The 17,653-nt window shown below is 68.4% G+C and carries 16 protein-coding genes and 2 tRNA genes; 9 read left to right on the top strand and 9 right to left on the bottom strand.

Features of this window, described 5'->3' with window-relative positions; genetic code table 11:
- Positions 1 to 2: 2 nt before the first annotated feature.
- On the top strand, positions 3 to 3,047 hold the full coding sequence (gene ppc, locus KQ304_RS10160) for a phosphoenolpyruvate carboxylase (RefSeq protein ID WP_399229105.1): 3,045 nt from the start codon (positions 3 to 5) through the stop codon (positions 3,045 to 3,047).
- A 494-nt stretch (positions 3,048 to 3,541) separates the two neighbouring features.
- Here the strand turns inward: ppc and KQ304_RS10170 are convergent.
- Positions 3,542 to 3,615, bottom strand: a tRNA-Arg gene (locus KQ304_RS10170).
- 81 nt (positions 3,616 to 3,696) lie between these two features.
- On the opposite strand from KQ304_RS10170, the gene recF reads away from it, so the two are divergent.
- On the top strand, positions 3,697 to 4,845 hold the full coding sequence (gene recF / locus KQ304_RS10175; RefSeq protein WP_399229156.1) for a DNA replication/repair protein RecF: 1,149 nt from the start codon (positions 3,697 to 3,699) through the stop codon (positions 4,843 to 4,845).
- Positions 4,846 to 4,892: 47 nt separating this feature from the next.
- The gene (speD, locus tag KQ304_RS10180) at positions 4,893 to 5,375 is read left to right on the top strand and encodes an adenosylmethionine decarboxylase (RefSeq protein ID WP_259736983.1); all 483 of its coding nucleotides are present in this window, start codon (positions 4,893 to 4,895) and stop codon (positions 5,373 to 5,375) included.
- Here the strand turns inward: speD and larE are convergent.
- Positions 5,347 to 6,255 (bottom strand): ATP-dependent sacrificial sulfur transferase LarE, encoded by a 909-nt coding sequence (gene larE, locus KQ304_RS10185; RefSeq protein ID WP_259736984.1) that lies wholly within the window; start codon positions 6,253 to 6,255, stop codon positions 5,347 to 5,349. The genes speD and larE overlap by 29 nt on opposite strands.
- A gap of 46 nt (positions 6,256 to 6,301) precedes the next feature.
- On the opposite strand from larE, the gene KQ304_RS10190 reads away from it, so the two are divergent.
- Complete coding sequence (locus KQ304_RS10190) at positions 6,302 to 7,465, top strand: cob(I)yrinic acid a,c-diamide adenosyltransferase (protein WP_259736985.1); 1,164 nt, start codon at positions 6,302 to 6,304, stop codon at positions 7,463 to 7,465.
- A gap of 43 nt (positions 7,466 to 7,508) precedes the next feature.
- On the opposite strand, the gene moeB is transcribed toward KQ304_RS10190, so the two are convergent.
- Entirely contained in the window at positions 7,509 to 8,681 is a 1,173-nt protein-coding gene (moeB, locus tag KQ304_RS10195; protein WP_259736986.1) for a molybdopterin-synthase adenylyltransferase MoeB, read from the bottom strand.
- 51 nt (positions 8,682 to 8,732) lie between these two features.
- The gene (locus KQ304_RS10200; protein WP_259736987.1) at positions 8,733 to 9,242 is read right to left on the bottom strand and encodes a M67 family metallopeptidase; all 510 of its coding nucleotides are present in this window, start codon (positions 9,240 to 9,242) and stop codon (positions 8,733 to 8,735) included.
- 46 nt (positions 9,243 to 9,288) lie between these two features.
- On the opposite strand from KQ304_RS10200, the gene KQ304_RS10205 reads away from it, so the two are divergent.
- A complete protein-coding gene (locus tag KQ304_RS10205; RefSeq protein WP_259736988.1) occupies positions 9,289 to 9,669 on the top strand; it encodes a CAAD domain-containing protein in 381 nt (126 codons plus the stop codon).
- Positions 9,670 to 9,688: 19 nt separating this feature from the next.
- Here the strand turns inward: KQ304_RS10205 and KQ304_RS10210 are convergent, their stop codons facing one another.
- On the bottom strand, positions 9,689 to 10,723 hold the full coding sequence (locus KQ304_RS10210; RefSeq protein WP_259736989.1) for a fructosamine kinase family protein: 1,035 nt from the start codon (positions 10,721 to 10,723) through the stop codon (positions 9,689 to 9,691).
- Here KQ304_RS10210 and crtD point away from each other — a divergent pair.
- Complete coding sequence (crtD, locus tag KQ304_RS10215; RefSeq protein ID WP_259736990.1) at positions 10,644 to 12,197, top strand: C-3',4' desaturase CrtD; 1,554 nt, start codon at positions 10,644 to 10,646, stop codon at positions 12,195 to 12,197. The genes KQ304_RS10210 and crtD overlap by 80 nt on opposite strands.
- 8 nt (positions 12,198 to 12,205) lie before the next feature.
- On the opposite strand, the gene KQ304_RS10220 is transcribed toward crtD, so the two are convergent.
- Positions 12,206 to 13,078 (bottom strand): prephenate/arogenate dehydrogenase, encoded by an 873-nt coding sequence (locus KQ304_RS10220; RefSeq protein ID WP_259736991.1) that lies wholly within the window; start codon positions 13,076 to 13,078, stop codon positions 12,206 to 12,208.
- A 42-nt stretch (positions 13,079 to 13,120) separates the two neighbouring features.
- Here KQ304_RS10220 and KQ304_RS10225 point away from each other — a divergent pair, with 42 nt between their 5' ends.
- The 3 genes from KQ304_RS10225 to KQ304_RS10235 all read left to right on the top strand — a co-directional run bounded on the left by KQ304_RS10225 (position 13,121) and on the right by KQ304_RS10235 (position 15,345).
- A complete protein-coding gene (locus tag KQ304_RS10225) occupies positions 13,121 to 14,554 on the top strand; it encodes a helicase (protein ID WP_259736992.1) in 1,434 nt (477 codons plus the stop codon).
- 69 nt (positions 14,555 to 14,623) lie between these two features.
- Positions 14,624 to 14,875: a DUF2839 domain-containing protein gene (locus KQ304_RS10230; RefSeq protein WP_259736993.1), complete on the top strand. Its 252-nt coding sequence runs from the start codon at positions 14,624 to 14,626 to the stop codon at positions 14,873 to 14,875.
- Positions 14,876 to 14,964: 89 nt separating this feature from the next.
- Positions 14,965 to 15,345, top strand: coding sequence for a DUF1815 family protein (locus KQ304_RS10235; protein ID WP_259736994.1), 381 nt, complete (start codon positions 14,965 to 14,967; stop codon positions 15,343 to 15,345).
- A 7-nt stretch (positions 15,346 to 15,352) separates the two neighbouring features.
- On the opposite strand, the gene recA is transcribed toward KQ304_RS10235, so the two are convergent.
- The 3 genes from recA to KQ304_RS10250 all read right to left on the bottom strand — a co-directional run bounded on the left by recA (position 15,353) and on the right by KQ304_RS10250 (position 17,583).
- A complete protein-coding gene (gene recA, locus KQ304_RS10240; protein ID WP_259736995.1) occupies positions 15,353 to 16,564 on the bottom strand; it encodes a recombinase RecA in 1,212 nt (403 codons plus the stop codon).
- Between the two features lie 180 nt (positions 16,565 to 16,744).
- Positions 16,745 to 17,494 (bottom strand): HAD family hydrolase, encoded by a 750-nt coding sequence (locus KQ304_RS10245; protein ID WP_259736996.1) that lies wholly within the window; start codon positions 17,492 to 17,494, stop codon positions 16,745 to 16,747.
- Between the two features lie 17 nt (positions 17,495 to 17,511).
- A tRNA-Gln gene (locus tag KQ304_RS10250) sits at positions 17,512 to 17,583 on the bottom strand.
- Positions 17,584 to 17,653 lie beyond the last annotated feature (70 nt).

Consider the following 17,653-nt stretch of genomic DNA (forward strand, 5'->3'; position numbering starts at 1 on the left):
GGATGATCATGGAGCCTTCCTCGCCTGCGCCGGCCCCCATGCGGCAGCCCCTGCCCGCCCCATCCGCCGTTCTGGCCCAGGCCCCCCAGGCAGTTCCCACGGCTCCAGCCCCCCGGGTCACCCGGCTGCTCGGAGAGCGCCTGGAGCTGGTGGAGGATCTCTGGCAAACAGTGCTGCGCAGCGAGTGTCCGCCCGATCAGGCCGAACGGCTGCTGAAACTCAAGCGGCTGAGCGACCCCGCTGAAGCGGCCGACGGCACCGTCGATACCACGGCGGCCCTCGTGCAGCTGATTCGCGAGATGGACCTCTCGGAAGCGATCGCCGCAGCCCGCGCCTTCTCGCTCTATTTCCAGCTGGTGAACATCCTCGAGCAGCACATCGAGGAAGACAGCTACCTGGCCAGCCTGCAGGAAACCACCATTCCCTCCAGCCCCGATCCCTTCGCCCCACCGCTGGCCAGCCAGACCGATCCGGCCACCTTCCGGGAGCTGTTCACCCGCCTGCGCGGGCTGAATGTGCCCCCCGCCCAGATCGAGAACCTGCTGCGGGAACTCGACATCCGCCTGGTGTTCACGGCCCACCCCACCGAGATCGTGCGCCACACCGTGCGCCACAAGCAGCGGCGGGTGGCGGCCCTGATCCAACGCCTGCAGCAGGACAGCCCCAGTGAGCTGCAGGACGAGCGCAGCCTGCGGCTGCAGCTGGAGGAGGAGATCCGGCTGTGGTGGCGCACCGACGAGCTGCACCAGTTCAAGCCCTCGGTGCTGGATGAAGTGGACTACGCCCTCCACTACTTCCAGCAGGTGCTCTTCGACGCGATGCCGCTGCTGCGCCAGCGCATCATCAATGCCCTCGCCGGCAGCTACCCGGATGTGGAGCCCCCCCGTGATGCCTTCTGCACCTTCGGCTCCTGGGTGGGCTCCGACCGCGATGGCAATCCTTCCGTCACCCCCGACATCACCTGGCGCACCGCCTGTTATCAGCGTCAGCTGATGATCGAGCGCTACATCACGGCGGTATCGAGCCTGCGCGACCAGCTCAGCATCTCGATGCAGTGGTCCCAGGTGAGCGCACCGCTGCTGGAATCGCTGGAGATGGACCGGCTGCGCTTCCCGGAGATCTATGAGGAGCGCGCCGCCCGCTATCGGCTCGAGCCCTACCGCCTCAAGCTCAGCTACATCGTCGAACGGTTGCGCCTCACCCACCAGCGCAATCAGCAACTGGCTGAAGCCGGCTGGGAATCTCCCTGCGACAACGCCGGTCCGTCGGTGCTGAGCACAGGCACCGGGCCGATGGCGGCGGCGCCGCCCGAACTGCACTACGGCTCGGTGAATGAGCTGCGTCAGGACCTGGAACTGCTGCGCGACAGCCTCGAGACCACCGGCCTCAGCTGTGAGCCGCTGCAGACACTGCTCAGTCAGGTGCACATCTTCGCCTTCTGCCTGGCCAGCCTCGACATCCGTCAGGAGAGCACCCGCCACAGCGATGCCCTCGATGAACTGAGTCGCTACCTGCAACTGCCCATTCCCTACGGCGAGATGGAGGAGGAGCAGCGGGTGGAGTGGCTGCTGCAGGAACTGCAGACCCGACGGCCGCTGCTGCCACCCGCGGCCCGCTGGAGCCCGGCCACCGACGAGACCTTCGCGGTGTTCCGCATGCTGCAGCGGCTGCAGCAGGAATTCGGCCCCCGCATCTGCCGCAGCTACATCATCTCGATGGCCCACACGGTCTCCGACCTGCTGGAGGTGCTGCTGCTGGCCAAAGAAGCCGGCCTGGTGGATCCCAAAGCGGTGCAGACCCAGTTGCTGGTGGTGCCCCTGTTTGAAACGGTGGAGGATCTGCAGCGGGCGCCGGCGGTGATGCAGCGCCTGTTCTCGGAGCCCTTCTACCGGACCCTGCTGGCCAGCAGCGCCGAAGCAGACAAGCCCCTGCAGGAGGTGATGCTCGGCTACTCCGACAGCAACAAGGATTCGGGTTTCCTCTCCAGCAACTGGGAAATCCACAAGGCCCAGATCGCCCTGCAGCGACTGGCCAGCGAGCACGATGTGGCGCTGTGCATCTTCCACGGCCGGGGCGGCTCGGTGGGACGGGGTGGCGGGCCGGCCTACCAGGCGATCCTGGCCCAGCCCAGCGGCACCCTCAACGGCCGCATCAAGATCACCGAGCAGGGGGAGGTGCTGGCCTCCAAATACTCCCTGCCGGAGCTGGCGCTCTACAACCTCGAAACGGTGACCACCGCCGTGCTGCAGAACAGCCTGGTGAGCACCAACGTCGATGACACCCCCACCTGGAACGAACTGATGGGCCGGCTGGCGGCTCGCTCCCGGGTGCACTACCGGCGCCTGGTGCATGAAAACCCCGACCTGGTGGCCTTCTTCCAGCAGGTCACGCCGATCGAGGAGATCAGCAAGCTGCAGATCTCCAGTCGCCCCGCCCGCCGCAAGAGTGGAGCCAAGGATCTCTCCAGCCTGCGGGCGATTCCCTGGGTGTTCGGTTGGACCCAGAGCCGCTTCCTGCTGCCCAGCTGGTTCGGTGTGGGGGCAGCCCTGCAGGAGGACCTCGACGACGATCCCGGCCAGCTGGAGTTGATGCGGCTGCTGTATCAGCGCTGGCCCTTCTTCCGGATGCTGATCTCCAAGGTGGAGATGACCCTCTCGAAAGTGGACCTCGACCTGGCCCACCACTACGTCCAGGCCCTGGGTCGCCCCACCCACCGCGAGGCCTTCGAGCAGATCTTCCAGGTGATCGCGGCCGAATTCGAGCTCACCCGTGATCTGGTGCTGAAGATCTCCGGTCACGGCCGCCTGCTGGATGGCGATCCGGCCCTGCAGCTCTCGGTCGATCTGCGCAATCAGACGATCGTTCCCCTGGGCTACCTGCAGGTGGCCCTGCTGCGGCGTCTGCGCGACCAGAACCGGCAGCCGCCGATGAGCGAAGCCAGCAGCGGTGATGGCCAGGATGGCCGCACCTACAGCCGCAGCGAACTGCTGCGCGGCGCCCTGCTCACCATCAACGGCATCGCTGCGGGCATGCGCAACACCGGTTGAGCTGCGCTTGATTCCCTTCCGTAACCACCCACCCACCCCGCGCCTGCCCGAGGGCTACCGCACCGAGACGGAGCCCCCCGAGCCGGAGGAGCTGAACGGCTTGCTGATGGCCTGCGGCGAGGCGAGACGGGATGAACGGCGCCTGGCCCTGGTGCTGGAGCGCAGTGCCTGGCAGCTGTGTGTGCGCGATTCGCACGGGCGCCTGGTGGGCTTCGTGCGGGCCACCAGCGACCAGGCCCTCAACGCCAACCTCTGGGATCTCTCCGCCTGGCCGCGGGAGCCTCAGCAGGCCACCGTGCTGGCGGTGCTGGTGCATGGCGCCCTCACTCGCCTGCGCCGCGAGCTGAGTGGCTGCAGTATTTCTGTGGCAGCGCCGCCGGAAGCCCTTTCAGCTCTTCAGCAGCACGGCTTCCTGGTGGACCCCGGTGGCATCCGTGCCATGGGGCTGGTGCTCAGCAGCCGTGAGGAACACCAGCCGGAGGAGCCGAATGAAGCGAGCATGGAGGGACTCGAACCCCCGACATTCAGAACCGGAATCTGACGCTCTATCCAACTGAGCTACATGCCCGAGCGGGGAGGTCATCCCTGTCCCGGTGGTCGTAGCTTACCCGCACGTCGCTCCTGACCCATTCGGCTGCATCGCCTGGAGCTGCTCGATTTTCGCAACTACGCCCAGCTCTCGCTCGAGCTTGCTGAGCCGCGTCTGCTGGTGATCGGCGCCAATGGAGAGGGCAAGTCCAACCTGCTGGAGGCCGTGCAACTGCTCGGCAGCTTGCGCTCTCACCGCAGCAGCCACGACCGCGATCTGATCCGCCATGGCCAGAGCCGTGCGCTGGTGCGCGGCTGGTGCAGCGACAGCGCCTCCCCTGAGGCAGAGGGGCCGGCTGCGCTGCTCGATCAGCTGGAGCTCGACCTGGAGGTGAGGCGTCAGGGGGGGCGCCAGGCCCGCCGCAATGGTCGGACCCTGGAGCGCCAGCTCGATCTGGTGGGACCGCTGCGCTGCGTGGGCTTCAGCGCCCTCGATCTGGAGCTGGTGCGGGGAGAGCCTGCCCTGCGGCGTCAGTGGCTCGATCGGGTGGTGCTGCAGCTGGAGCCGGTGTACGGGGAGTTGCTGGCACGCTATGGCCGCCTGCTGCGTCAACGCAGCCAGCTGCTGCGCCGGAGCCTCAGCCAGGGGGAACAGCAGCTGCACTCCCTCCTTGATGCCTTTGATCTGCAGATGGCCCTGATCGGCACACGCCTGCACCGCCGCCGCCGCCGCGCCCTGGCCCGGCTGCAACCGCTGGCCGCCGCCTGGCAGGAGCGGCTCAGCGGCGGCCGTGAGCAGCTGGAGTTGCGCTATCAGGCCGGCAGCCAGCTGGAGGGGGAGGAAGCGGAGGCCCCCTGGCGGGAGGGGCTGCTGGAGCAATTGCGCCGTCAGCGCCCGGAGGAGCGCCGGTTGGGGACCTGCCAGGTGGGCCCCCAGCGCGATGAGGTGGCCCTGCTGCTGGGGGAGGAGCCGGCTCGCCGCTTCGGCTCCGCCGGCCAGCAGCGCACCCTGGTGCTGGCCCTGAAACTGGCGGAACTGGAGCTGGTGCAACAACTCTGGGGTGAGCCGCCGCTCCTGCTGCTCGATGACGTCCTGGCGGAACTCGACCCCAGGCGGCAGGAGCTGCTGCTGGAGGTGGTGGGCACGGGGCACCAGTGCCTGGTGAGCGCCACCCATCTGACCTCGCTCAGCGCCACCTGGCAGGGCGGCGACTCCCAGGTGGTGCGGATCTGTGGGGGGCAGCTGGTGGATTCGGACCCGTTTCCGTAGGGAACGTGAAGGGATGCGTAGAGTGCAGCCTTGTGTGGCCGCATTCGATGACCCAGACCCTGCCCTGCCTCCACCCCAACCCGGGATGGAGTGGAGCTCAAAGCCCCCAAAGCCTTCCGAGCGAGCCCCCCACAACCAATGACATGGTGGGGAAACATTGCATCCTCGAGCTTTACAACTGCGATTCCAAGAAGCTCGACGACGAAGCCTTTCTCAGGGACGCCATCACGATTGCAGCGAAACGTGCCGGCGCCACCCTCCTCAATCTGATCACCCACCGCTTTGAACCGCAGGGGGTCACGGGTCTGGCTCTGTTGGCTGAATCCCACATCTCGATCCACACCTGGCCCGAGTCGGGCTACGCGGCGGTGGATGTGTTCACCTGCGGCGACCACACCATGCCCGAGCGGGCCTGCCAGGTGCTGGCCGATGAGCTGGAGGCCTCCAGCCGCAACCTCAAGAGTTTCCGCCGAGAAACTCCTGATTCGATCAGCGAACAGATCAGGGAACCGCTCGGTCTGGCTGCCTGAGCCCGGGAGAAGCCAGTGGCCCCGGCGCTGCTGGCTTCAGGTTCGCCTCTCGGTTGAGCTTGCCGCTGATCAATCCCTCCAGATCGAGGCTGACGGCCGCGAATCCAAGGGATCGGAAGGCCTCCACCAGTTCCTGGCGCGGCAACCAGCTGAACAGGTCGTCGAGTTGGTCGGAAGGAACCTCCACACGGGCGGTCGCCCCCTGGCAGCGCACCCGCAGCTGCTTCACTCCGCGCTGGCGCAGCCAGTCTTCGGCGGCGGCCACCCGCTGCAAACGAGAGGCCGTGACCGGCTCGCCGTAGGGAAACCGCGACGCCAGGCAGGGCTGGGCCGGCTTGTCCCACCAGGGAAAGCCCAGGGCTCTGGAAATCTGGCGCACGGCCGCCTTATCGAGGCCATGCTCCGCCAGAGGCGAGCGCACGCCCCGCTCGCGGGCGGCCCGAATGCCTGGGCGATGGTCGCCGAGGTCGTCCTGGTTCACCCCATCGAGCACCTGAATCATGCCGCCCGTAAGCGAGGCCAGCAGGCCATGCAGTTCCCGCTTGCAGGCGTAGCAACGGTCGGTGGGATTGCTGCTGTAGGCGGGATCCTCCAGTTCGCGGGTGGCCACTTCCCGGTGCCGGATCCCCATCCAGGCCGCCTGGGAACGCGCTTCCTGCAGCAGGTGGGGAGCCAGGGCCGGCGACACTCCGGTGACCGCTTCGGCATCGGTGCCCAGTTGTTCGGCGGCGATGGCCGCCACCAGGGCACTGTCGACACCACCGGAGTAGGCCACCAGCGCGGCATCCAGCCCCCTGACGCTCTGGCGCAGCTGACCGAGGGCCTGCTCCAGCGGCGGCGGCAGGAATTCCACCAGCGGATGGAGGGCCGGGGAGAGCATGGCCTCGGGCAACAGTCGTTAGGATCCAACCGTAGAAGGCCAGGCCATGGCACCGACCTCCAGCGCGGCTTCCGGTGCGCCATCCCGCGCCATCGGCATCCGCACGGCCGCCGGCAGCCACGAGCGCAGCCACGGCCAGTTGCACGTCTACGACGGTGACGGCAAGGGCAAGAGCCAGGCCGCCCTTGGGGTGGTGCTGCGCACCATCGGCCTGGGGATCTGCGAGCGCAAGCGCACCCGGGTGCTGCTGCTGCGCTTCCTCAAGGGCCCCGGCCGCGCCTACGACGAGGATTCGGCAATCGAGGCCCTGCAGCAGGGCTTTCCCCACCTGATCGATCAGGTGCGCACCGGCCGCGGCGACTATTTCAATGCGGAGGAGGCCACCCGCTTCGATCGCCAGGAGGCCCAGCGCGGCTGGGACATCGCCCGCGGAGCCATCGCCAGTGCCCTCTACTCCGTGGTGGTGCTGGATGAGCTGAGTCCGGTGCTCGACCTCGGCCTGCTGGAGGTGGAGGAGGTGGTGCGCACCCTGGCCGCCAGGCCGGCGGGCATGGAGGTGATCGTCACCGGCCGGGGAGCGCCGCGATCACTGGTGCAACTCGCTGACCTGCACTCGGAGATGCGGGCCCATCGGCGCGGCTCCAACGACAGCGAGGGCATCGCTGGCCTTGAGATCTACACCGGCGAAGGCAAGGGAAAGTCCACCAGCGCCCTGGGCAAGGCCCTGCAGGCGATCGGCCGGGGCATCAGCCAGGACAAGAGCCACCGCGTGCTGATTCTGCAGTGGCTCAAGGGCGGCAGCGGCTACACCGAAGATGCGGCAATTGCAGCCCTGCGCGAGAGCTATCCCCACCTGGTGGATCATCTCCGCTCCGGCCGCGATGCCATCGTCTGGAGGGGTCAGCAGCAGCCCATTGATTATGTGGAAGCGGAGCGGGCCTGGGAGATTGCCCGGGCCGCCATCTCCAGTGGGCTCTATAAAACAGTGATCCTCGATGAGCTCAATCCCACCGTTGATCTGGAACTGCTGCCGGTGGAGCCGATCATGCAGACACTGCTGCGCAAACCAGCTGAAACCGAGGTGATCATCACCGGGCGCTGCAAAAATCCCCCCGCCTATTTCGATCTGGCCAGTGTGCACTCCGAGATGGTGTGCCACAAGCACTACGCCGAGCGCGGCGTCGACCTCAAGCGGGGAGTGGATTATTGAGCTGCGGGGTACTGAGCTGCGGGGTACTGAGCGGCAGGGGCACTCAGTAGATCGGCACGGCAGGGTCCACCTGCTCACTCCAGGCCTGAATGCCGCCGCTGACATTCACACCTTCGATGCCATGGCGACCCAGGGCCAGCAGAGCCTTGGCGCTGCGTCCCCCCAGCTTGCAGTGCACGTAGAGCCGTTTGCCCTCCGCCAGGCGGCGCACATCCTCAATGGCCTCGCCACTCTCGATCCGGTCGAGGGGCATCAGCACCGAGCCGGGGATCACGGCGATGTCGGCTTCGGGGGGGTTGCGCACATCCAGGAGCAGGAACTCCTCCAGCTGACCGTCGATCACGGTCTTGAGTTCCGCCACGGTGATGCTGGGCACGCTGCCGGATTCCTCCTGGCCCGGGGCCGTGCCGCCCACACCGCAGAACTCCTGGTAGTCGATGAGTTCAGTGATCACCGGTCGCTCGGGATTGGGCCGCAGCCTGAGCTCGCGGAACTTCATGCCCAGAGCATCGAAGAGCAGCAGCCGGCCGCTGAGGCTGGTGCCGATGCCGATGATGATCTTCACGGCCTCCGTGGCCTGGATCATGCCGATGATGCCGGGCAGCACGCCCACCACACCGCCCTCGGCGCAGGAGGGCACCATGCCCGGCGGCGGCGGTTCGGGGAAGAGATCGCGGTAGTTGGGGCTTTCGGCCTCCAGGTTGAACACCGTGGCCTGACCTTCGAAGCGGAAGATCGAGCCGTACACATTCGGTTTGCCCAGCAGCACGCAGGCGTCGTTCACCAGGTAGCGGGTGGGGAAATTGTCGGTGCCGTCGCAGACCAGGTCGTAGGGCTCGATGATCTCGAGCGCGTTCTCGCTCGTGAGGGCCGTCTCGTAGAGATCCACCTGGCAGTGGGGGTTGATCTCAAGGATGCGCGCCTTGGCTGATTCGATCTTGGGCTTGCCCACCCAGCTGGTGCCATGGATCACCTGGCGCTGCAGGTTGGAGTGATCCACCACGTCGAAGTCGACGATGCCGAGACGGCCGACGCCGGCGGCGGCCAGGTAAAGCAGCAGGGGTGAGCCCAGGCCGCCGGTGCCCACGCAGAGCACAGAAGCCGCCTTGAGGCGCTTCTGGCCCGCCATGCCCACCTCCGGCAGGATCAGGTGGCGGGAGAAACGCGCCACCTCGTCGGGACTGAGCTGGACGCCGCTGATGTCAGGAGGAAGCATGGGCGAGAAGGCCGTGGAGCGCAGAGGGGACCGCGCGCGGCGGCCCTCTCCCTACTCTCCCAAATCCCCGCCCCCCCGAAAGGAGCGGACATCCGGCTGTATCAGCTCCAGTTCTCGAGCCGCCGGCAGGGCGCTGGAATCCTCGGCGGACTCAGCGATCCACCAGGCGCGCAGCTCGGCGGAAACGCCGAGGATCAGCATCAGGGCCGGGGGAAAGGCCCAGGCGCAATCAGTGCTGGAGGGAATCGCCGCCGAGCTGGGGTGGCTGTGGGCCGTGCCCAGCACCTGCCAACCACGCTGCCGTCCCCAGCGCTGGGCCAGCAACTGCTCGCGGGGGTCGATGGCGAAACGCCCGCAGCGCTGCTCCTTCTGCGGCCAGATGTTCAGACAGGGCCAGATGAGCTGCACGTGGGCCGGGGCGGGCGTTTCAGGCCCTGAGCGGGCGGGCTGTCCCAGCAGCAGAGCGCAGCCCTCCTGCGGCGCCGCAGCGGCCAGCACGGCCCGCAGAACGGTCAGCTGATGCGAATCAACCGCCAGCTGCTCTGGCCAGCCGCTGTCCATACCGATACCTTGTGCCATTGACTCTCACACCATCGCCACTCCATTGATGAGCGACGCAACCACCGAACAGGAGCCGACGACCACCGAGGCCGGCACTTCATGGGCGGAGAGCGAAGCGGGCGCCAACTTCACCGAGCGCTACGGCGAGATTCTCTCCAAGGTCAACCAGACCCTGGATCAGGTGGACTGGTCCCAGGTCAGCCGCATCGGCAAGGGCGTCGGCATCCTGCTGGCGGTGATCGTGGCCCAGGTGCTGATCAAAGGAGTGCTCGACACCATCAATCTGCTGCCGGTGGTGCCAGGTCTGCTGGAGCTGCTCGGTCTGGTGGTGGTCGGCCAGTGGAGCTGGAAGAACCTCAGCACCAGTGAGAAGCGCGCCAATGTGATGTCCCAGTTCCAGACCCTGCGTCAGGAATACCTGGGCTGAAGCGCCAGCAGGCCCAGGCTCAGCCCACCAGCTCGGCGATCAGGGCCTGGGCCTGTCTCCAGTAGCTCCCGCCAAACAGATTGGCGTGGTTGAGCAGGTGGTACATGTCGTAGAGCTTGCGCCGCTGCGGGTGGCCCGCGGGTGTGGGCCATTCCTCCTCATAGCCGCTGAAGAAGGCTGGCGGAAAGCCACCGAACATCTGGGCCATGGCCAGATCCACTTCCCGGTCCCCCCTGTAGACGGCGGGATCGAACAGGGCCACCACGGCTGAGCCCGGCGAACTTGAGCTGGGGGCCACCCGGGCGGCATTGCCTGACCAGAGATCGCCGTGCACGAGGCAGGGAACAGCACCGTGGCCATTGAGCCAGGCCGGAGTGAGCTCCAGCAGCCTCTGGCTTCCCCTCAACACCCGGCCCGAGCGCTCGGCCAGCTTCAGCTGCGGGCCCAGGCGCTGCTCGGCGAAAAACTGTCCCCAACTGAGGCACCAAGAGTTGGGCTGCAGGGTGCTGCCGATGTAGTTGTCGTACGCCCAACCAAAGCCGGCGGAGCCGGTGGCGGCACTGGAGGCGGCACTGCGCCGGTGCAACCTTGCCAGCGCCGCCCCCGCGGAGCCCCAGGCCAGCTGAGCCGCCGTGCCTGAGCCGGATCCACAGGGCTCCAGATCCAGCCAGTCGATCACCAGCAGGGCCTGGGAGCCCGCCAGGGCGCAGTGCAGGGGCGTGGGCACCAGCAGCGCTGAGTCGGCGGCGGCGGCCAGAGCCCGCAGACCCTCCATCTCCGCCTCCAGCACGGGCAGAAGCCGGGCCTGGTTCGTTTTCGCAAACAGCCGGCCACCGCCGCTCAGCTCCACCGCCCAGGCACTGTGACTGCAGCCGCCGCCCACGGGCCGGCAGCGCTCCACCCCCTGGCCCAGCGTCTCCTCCAGCCAACCCACCCAGGCGTCGCGCATCACCGGCCCTGCCACCCCTGCCAGCATGCCGGCCGCCCCTGCCGCCCAGCGCTTGGCCGTCAGCCCCTGTCCCAGCGAGTCCGTGCAACACGACGTCACCGTCATCGGCGGGGGCATCGCCGGGCTGAGCGCCGCCGCGCTGCTGGCCCGCGAAGGCCTCTCGGTGCAGCTGCTGGAGGCCCACAACCAGACCGGGGGCTGCGCCGGCACCTTTCGCCGTGGCGCCTATGTCTTCGATGTGGGGGCCACCCAGGTGGCGGGGCTGGAGCCCGGCGGCATCCACGAACGGCTGTTCCGGCATCTGGGGGTCGAGGCGCCGGCGGCCAGCCCGCTCGATCCCGGCTGCGTGGTGGATCTCTGCGATGGCCAGCCGCCCGTGCAGCTGTGGCGGGATCCCGAGCGCTGGCGCCAGGAGCGGCAGCGGCAGTTTCCCGGCAGTGAGCGCTTCTGGAGTCTCTGCGCCGCCCTGCACGGGGCCAACTGGTCGTTCGCGGGGCGTGATCCGGTGCTGCCGCCCCGCACCCTCTGGGACCTGGGGCAGTTGCTTGGAGCCCTGAGACCCGCCAATCTCGCCAGTGGTGCCCTGGTGCTTGCCAGCGTGGCTGACCTGTTGTGGCTCAGCGGCTGCAGCGACGATCCCCGCCTGCGGCGCTTCTTGGATCTGCAGCTGCGCCTCTACTCCCAGGAACCGGCCGGGGGCACCGCGGCCCTCTATGGCGCCAGCGTGCTGTCGATGGCCCAGGCGCCCCTGGGCCTGTGGCACCTGCAGGGCTCGATGCAGGCCCTGAGTGCAAGGCTCGAAACCGCCCTGGCCACCCAGGGCGGCCAGCTGCTCCTGCGCCACCGGGCAACAAGCCTGCAGCAGACCAAGGCGAAGGGCTGGTGCGTGCGGGGCCAGGGGCCGGGCGGGCGACCCTTCACCAGCCTCAGCCGTGATCTGGTGGTCACCCTGCCCCCCCAGACCCTGGCTGACCTGCTGGGGGAGGCGATGCCCAGGGCCTACCGCGAGCGCATCAGCGGCTTCCCGGACCCCAGCGGCGCCCTGGTGTTCTATGGCGCCGTGGAGCGGGCTCTGCTGCCGGCGGAGTGTCCGGCCCATCTGCAGATCGACTGGGATGAGCCAGGTTCGCTGTTTGTGTCGGTGAGCCGCGAGGGGGATGGGCGGGCGCCGGCGGGGCAGGCCACGGTGATCGCCAGCGTGTTCACCCCGGCGCGCCCCTGGCTGGAGCTGGAGAAGGAGGCCTATGCCCAGGCCAAGGCTGAGGCCATGGAGCGGATCCAGGCCGGCCTGGAGCAGAGCCTGGGGCTCACCGCCACGGCCTGGCGCCACCGGGAACTGGCCACGCCCCGGGGTTTTGCCCGCTGGACGGGGCGACCCTTCGGCTTCGTGGGCGGGCTGGGTCAACACCCCTCCCGCTTCGGGCCCTTCGGCCTGGCCAGTCGCACCCCCCTGCCGGGGCTCTGGCTCTGCGGCGACAGCATCCACCCGGGCGAGGGCACCGCGGGGGTAAGCCTGTCGGCGTTGATGGCCTGCAGACAACTGCTGCAGGCGCGGGGCAGAAGCCTGGCCCCGGCCTAGGCCAGGGCTCAGAGAAACTCCGGCCGCAGGGCCCGGCAGCCCTCCAGTTCCCGGGCCAACCCTTCCCAGTCCTGGCGCTCGAGCAGATCTTCAAGGCTGTCGAGGGCCTGACGGTAGTGGCCCAGCGCCTCGGCCACGGCGACACTGTTGCTTCGTGCCATCAGAGTGCCAAGCTCCGGATTGCCACCGCCCACCCGGGTGGTGTCGGCGAAGCCGCTGGAGGCCAGGGCGCGCACCAGCGCCGGCAGCGCCGAGCGGGGCGCAGCGGCTGCTGCGCCCCGCTCGGCCGCCCGCAGCAGGGCGGCGCTCACCAACACCGGCAGGTGGGAGATCAGGGCCACGGCCCGGTCGTGATCGGGTGCGGCGCACTCCAGCCAGCGGGCCCCGAGGGCGCCCGCCAGGGCGCGCACCTGCTCCAGGGCTGCTGGGTCGGTGTGGTCGCTGGGGGTGGCCACCCAGGGGCGGTCGCGGAACAGGTTCGGCAGGCCCGCCTCCACCCCGGCCCCACTGGTGCCCGCCATGGGGTGACTGGCCACGAAGCGGGGAACCAGCGGCTCCCAGACCGACAGCACCGGCGCTTTCACCGAGGCCAGATCGGCGATCACCGCCTCCCTGGGCAGGGCCGCCAGCAGCTCCGGTGAGGGCTCCAGCAGCCGATCAAGGGGCAGGGCCAGCAGCACCAGCCCACAGCCTGTGAGCACCGAAGGATCGATGCTCACCTGAGAGGCCAGGCCCCGCTGCCGGGCCCGCTCCGCCGTGGCCTCGCGGTGCACCAGAGCGCGTACATCAACGCCAAGGGCCATCAGGTCAAGGCCGATCGAGCCGCCGATCAGACCGAGACCCACCACCCCCACCGGTCGCTCACGCCAGAGGGTTGTCATCGCTGGTACGGCCCATGGGCCTCACCTTCCTACGATTCCGCGATGTTGGAAGCCCGCGCCCACCAGCAGCTCAAGCAACTCCTGCGCCAGGAGGGCGGCATCCGCTGGCCGCACCACCTGACCATGAGTCGGTTGGTGGCGCGCAGCCTGCGACGCGCTGACCACACCCTGGTGCGCCTGGCGCCGGGCAGCGATCCCGATTGGCTGGTGGGCCTGCTGGTCCCCCTGGCCCTGGGGGATGCCCCGATCGCCCTGGTGGTGAGCGATCCCCTGCGTCGGCGCCTGCAGCAGGTGGAGATGCCGCGGCTGAAGGCGGTGGGCCTGCATCTGCCCTGCTGGGAAGGATCCGCCGGCGCCCCAGATGAGGCCCCCCTCTGGCTGCTGAACCACGCAGAACTGGAGCTGGCCTGGCGCCAGGGGCAACTGGGGCAGCGGCAACTGGTGATCCCCGAGGCCGAGCGGCTGCACCAGCAGCTGCGCCAGGCCCTCGACCGTCCGATCGAGAACAGCGACTGGGAACGGCTGCGCCGGGTGTTGCCCAGCGCCGAACCCAGCCTGCTGAGCCTGCATGAGCGCATGAGTCGGCGGATCTTCGCCCATCCCCGCACCCCATCGGGCCTGGTGCCGATCAGTCCCGAGGAGGAAGCGCCGCTGAGGCACCTGCTGGCCTTGCTCGGCCCCCTGCCGGAGGCCTGGCAGCTCTGGCGCTCAGCCGTTGGGCCTGGCTGGACCAGCTGGGCCAGCGTCGACAGGGAGCTGCTGCAGTGGCGCCTGCATCGCCAGCCCCTGGAGCCCCTGGAGGCCATGGAGGGCCTTCTGCACCACCGTGGCGCCGTGCTGGTGGGTCAATTCGGTCGCAGCGCCGCCCCAGCGGGGATCAGTCCCCAGGTGAGCGTGAATCTCTCGGATCCGCCCCTCTCCGATCCGCTGCCCCTCTATGCACCCCTGGGCCAACCATTCCCCAACAGCCCCCACTTCGGCACCCACCTGCTGGATCACTGCCGGCGGCTGGTGCTGGGCCAGAGCGGCCTGACGATCGTGCTGGTGGATGAGCAATCCCAGCGCCTCAGCCTCGCCAGCGCCCTGGCGGCGGAATTCGGTCGCCGGGTGGGCCACGAAAGCACCGCACCGGAGAGCAATGGGGTGATCTGCTGCGGCTGGCAGTGGTGGCTGGAGCATCAGGGGCGGCTGCCCCTGCCGCGCCAGGTGATCGTCGGTCCGCTGCCGATCACCAGCCTCGAAGATCCGCTCACCGCAGCCCGGGTCAACCGGCTGCGCCAGGCCGGCCGTGACTGGTTCCGGGAGCTGCTGTTGCCGGAGGCCATGACCCGGCTGCAGCTGGCTCTGGCGGGACTGCGCCGGGGCGGAGGTCGGCTGGCGGTGCTGGACGGACGCCTGCGCAGCCGCAGCTGGGGGCACCAGGTGCTCAGCGCCCTGGAGCCCTGGGTGGCCCTGACCAGGTTGCTGCCGCCCTGATGACCGCCTGGATCAGTCAAGCGATCGGGAGCTCGTAGCCTGATACTCGCCGAATCGCCGCCGGGACGCATGGGAGAGGCCAAACGCCGCTCGGAGCAGGGATTGCCGCCACGCGGGCCACAGAAACAGCCCGGCTCAGCCAAGGGCAAGGACACCTCGCCACGGCTGGTTGCCTGGCTGCCGCTGACCCGCCGCCAGGCCGATCGCTTCGTTCAGGTCTCCACCCAGGGGGCCTGGGTGGGCATTGCGGCTCTGGTGCTGTTCTGGATCACGGTGCGCTTCATCGGACCGGCCGCCGGCTGGTGGGTCCTCTCCGATTGATCGGGTGCGGCTTTGCCCACAGCAGGCCTTGGGCTGGCGCGGAAACCCAGGCGGAAACTTTAGGATCTCTTCAAATTCTGAGCTGGCTGATGTTTCCCCGCCTCGCTGAGCAGTACCGCTCCGTGGTGCTCGACCTGGTGATGAGTCTGCAGGCCCTGGCCAGCAGCCTGCAGCGCAAAGGCCTCGTGGCCACCTGCTATGTCTGCGGCGATGGCCGTGATGGCCACGGGGCCTCTTTTGTCGCCGACCTCGGTGATGCCCACATGGTGCGCTTTCTCGTCTCCGACTTCGGCATCAGCTGGGTGGAATCACGCCACGGCTGCGAACTGGTGAAGCTCGAAGGGGCCGAAGCGATCCAGGAATTGCAGCGGGTCGCCACGGTCCTTCAGCAGGCCCCACCACCCAGGCCCACTGCCCTGGAATCCGCTCAAGAGCCCGAGCCCAGCAGGCTCGAGGCTCCCCAGATCTGAGCTGATCTCAGCTGGAGGCAGACTCCAGCGAGGCCACACCCGCTTCCACGCCGTTCTCCGACGCTGATTCGCTAGACTTCGACGCAGCGGCGGCCGAGCCGGTGGCGGCCAGCCTGGCGGCCGCCGCTGCCAGTGGCTTGAGCGAATTGGCAGTCACATCAGCCCCTTCGGTGAGCCTGCGCCGAACCTCGGCCTCGATCAGCTCTTTTTGTTCCTGGTTCTGCTCCAGCCAGGTGATCGTGTTGTCGCGGCCCTGGCCGATGTTGTCGCCGCCGTAGCTGTACCAGGCACCCTTGCGGATCACCACACCGGTTTCCTCGGCCAGATCGATCACACAGCCGAGGGTGCTGATGCCACGGCCGAAGAGAATGTCGAATTCAGCGATGCGGAATGGGGGCGCCACCTTGTTCTTCGCCACCTTCACCTTGGCGCGGATGCCGTATTCCTCCGTGCCGCGCTTGAGAGTCTGAATGCGGCGAATGTCGAGCCGCACCGAGGCATAGAACTTGAGGGCGTTGCCGCCGGTGGTGGTTTCAGGGTTGCCGTAGGTGACGCCAATCTTCTGGCGCAGCTGGTTGAGGAAGATCACCGTGCAGCCCGACTTGCCGATGTTGCCGGTGATCTTGCGCATCGCCTGGCTCATCAGCCGCGCCTGGCTGCCCACCGCCAGGTCCCCCATCTCCCCCTCAATCTCGGCGCGGGGCGTCAGGGCCGCCACGGAGTCGACCACAACGATGTCGACGGCGGCGGAGCGCACCAGCTGATCAACGATCTCCAGGGCCATTTCGCCGGTGTCGGGCTGGGAGACCAGCAGGTTCTCCACATCGACCCCCAGGGCCGCGGCATAGACCGGATCGAGCGCATGCTCAGCATCCACGAAGGCGGCCACCCCGCCGCGGCGCTGGGCTTCAGCGATGGCATGGAGGGTGAGGGTGGTCTTGCCGGAGCTCTCCGGTCCGTAAACCTCCACCACCCGACCCTTGGGATAGCCGCCGCCGAGGGCCAGATCGAGCGTGAGGGCACCGGTGGACATGGTCTCCACCCGCATCCGGGAGGCATCCCCCAGGCGCATGATCGAGCCCTTGCCGAAGTTGCGCTCGATCTGGCCAAGCACCAGGTTGAGGGCCTTGTCACGCTCGGCCGCCCCGGCCGCCGTCGCCGCGCTCGAGGAGCGGGGCTGGGCAGCCCTGAGGTCGGTGCTCTTGTGATCGGCAGGCATGGTCAGAAGGGAATGAAGGAACGGACCGGAAAGGGACGGACCCTGGGGGGGGATGTCGCCGTGCGGCCTCACAGCTACAGGTGCCACCAAAGCCGCTGGGTGTATCAAGGAGGTGGCGAAACAGCGGCAGCGCCCCTGGCGCCGAACAACCCGAAATTAGTACAGGCGTACGCTAGCGGATCAGGGCCACGCCGCCAAGGGGGCCGCGAAGGTGGCCGGCTCCAGCAGCGCCAGGCCCTCGGGCAGATCGATCAGATCACTGGGGCCCAGATAGCCCCAGCTCACCAGGAAGCAGCGCACCGCCTCCAGCCCGGCGGTGGCCCGCACCGCCTCCAGGGTGGGTCGGCGGTCCTCGATGAACCAGAGCGGCCGATGCAGCGCGCACAGGCGCAGCAGCACCTCCGGCTTGCTTCCATCCTCGTGGCCGAAGGTGTGCAGGGGAGTGAGACCCTCGGCCGCCAGCAGCTCCCGCGCAAAGGCGCCGCCCTTGGTGGTGAGCACGGCCCAGTCGGCCCCCTCCTGCGCCAGGGCCCGCAGCCGTTGCGGCACGCCGGGATACGGGCGGTGCAGGCCCAGCCAGTGGGGGCGATCGGCGGCAATGGCCTGCAGACGCACCGTCTCAAGGCTGGTTTGCAGGGTCTCGGCTCTCCAGCCCCAGTGGGCCAGGGCAGGAGCCAGAGCCTGGTCGTAGGCCGCCCCAGGGGCTGTGAGGTCGCTGGTGCCGCGGGCCAGCTCAGCAGCCACCAGCACCATCTCCCAACCCTTGTGGATCAGCGGCCGCAGCCGGACGAAGGCGGCGGGTGCCTGCTCAGGAAGCCTCAGATCCGGCCGCAGGCTCAGGGCCGCCTGGCGAGCCGCCCACCAGTACTCCGCCATGCCATCGACGAGCACGCCATCAAAGTCGAACACCAGCAGGGGGCTGGGGGTCACGCAGGGATCTCTCAAAACTGGGCCGCTAGGATTCGAACCTAGGAATGGCGGGACCAAAACCCGCTGCCTTACCACTTGGCGACGGCCCAAAGCTCCAGCGGCGGCTTTCCAATCCAGGCGATCCATGGGGATGGATCCGGGTTGGTCGGGCGCGTGACC

Source organism: Synechococcus sp. CS-1329 (assembly GCF_025128055.1).
Taxonomy (GTDB): Bacteria; Cyanobacteriota; Cyanobacteriia; order PCC-6307; family Cyanobiaceae; genus Regnicoccus_A.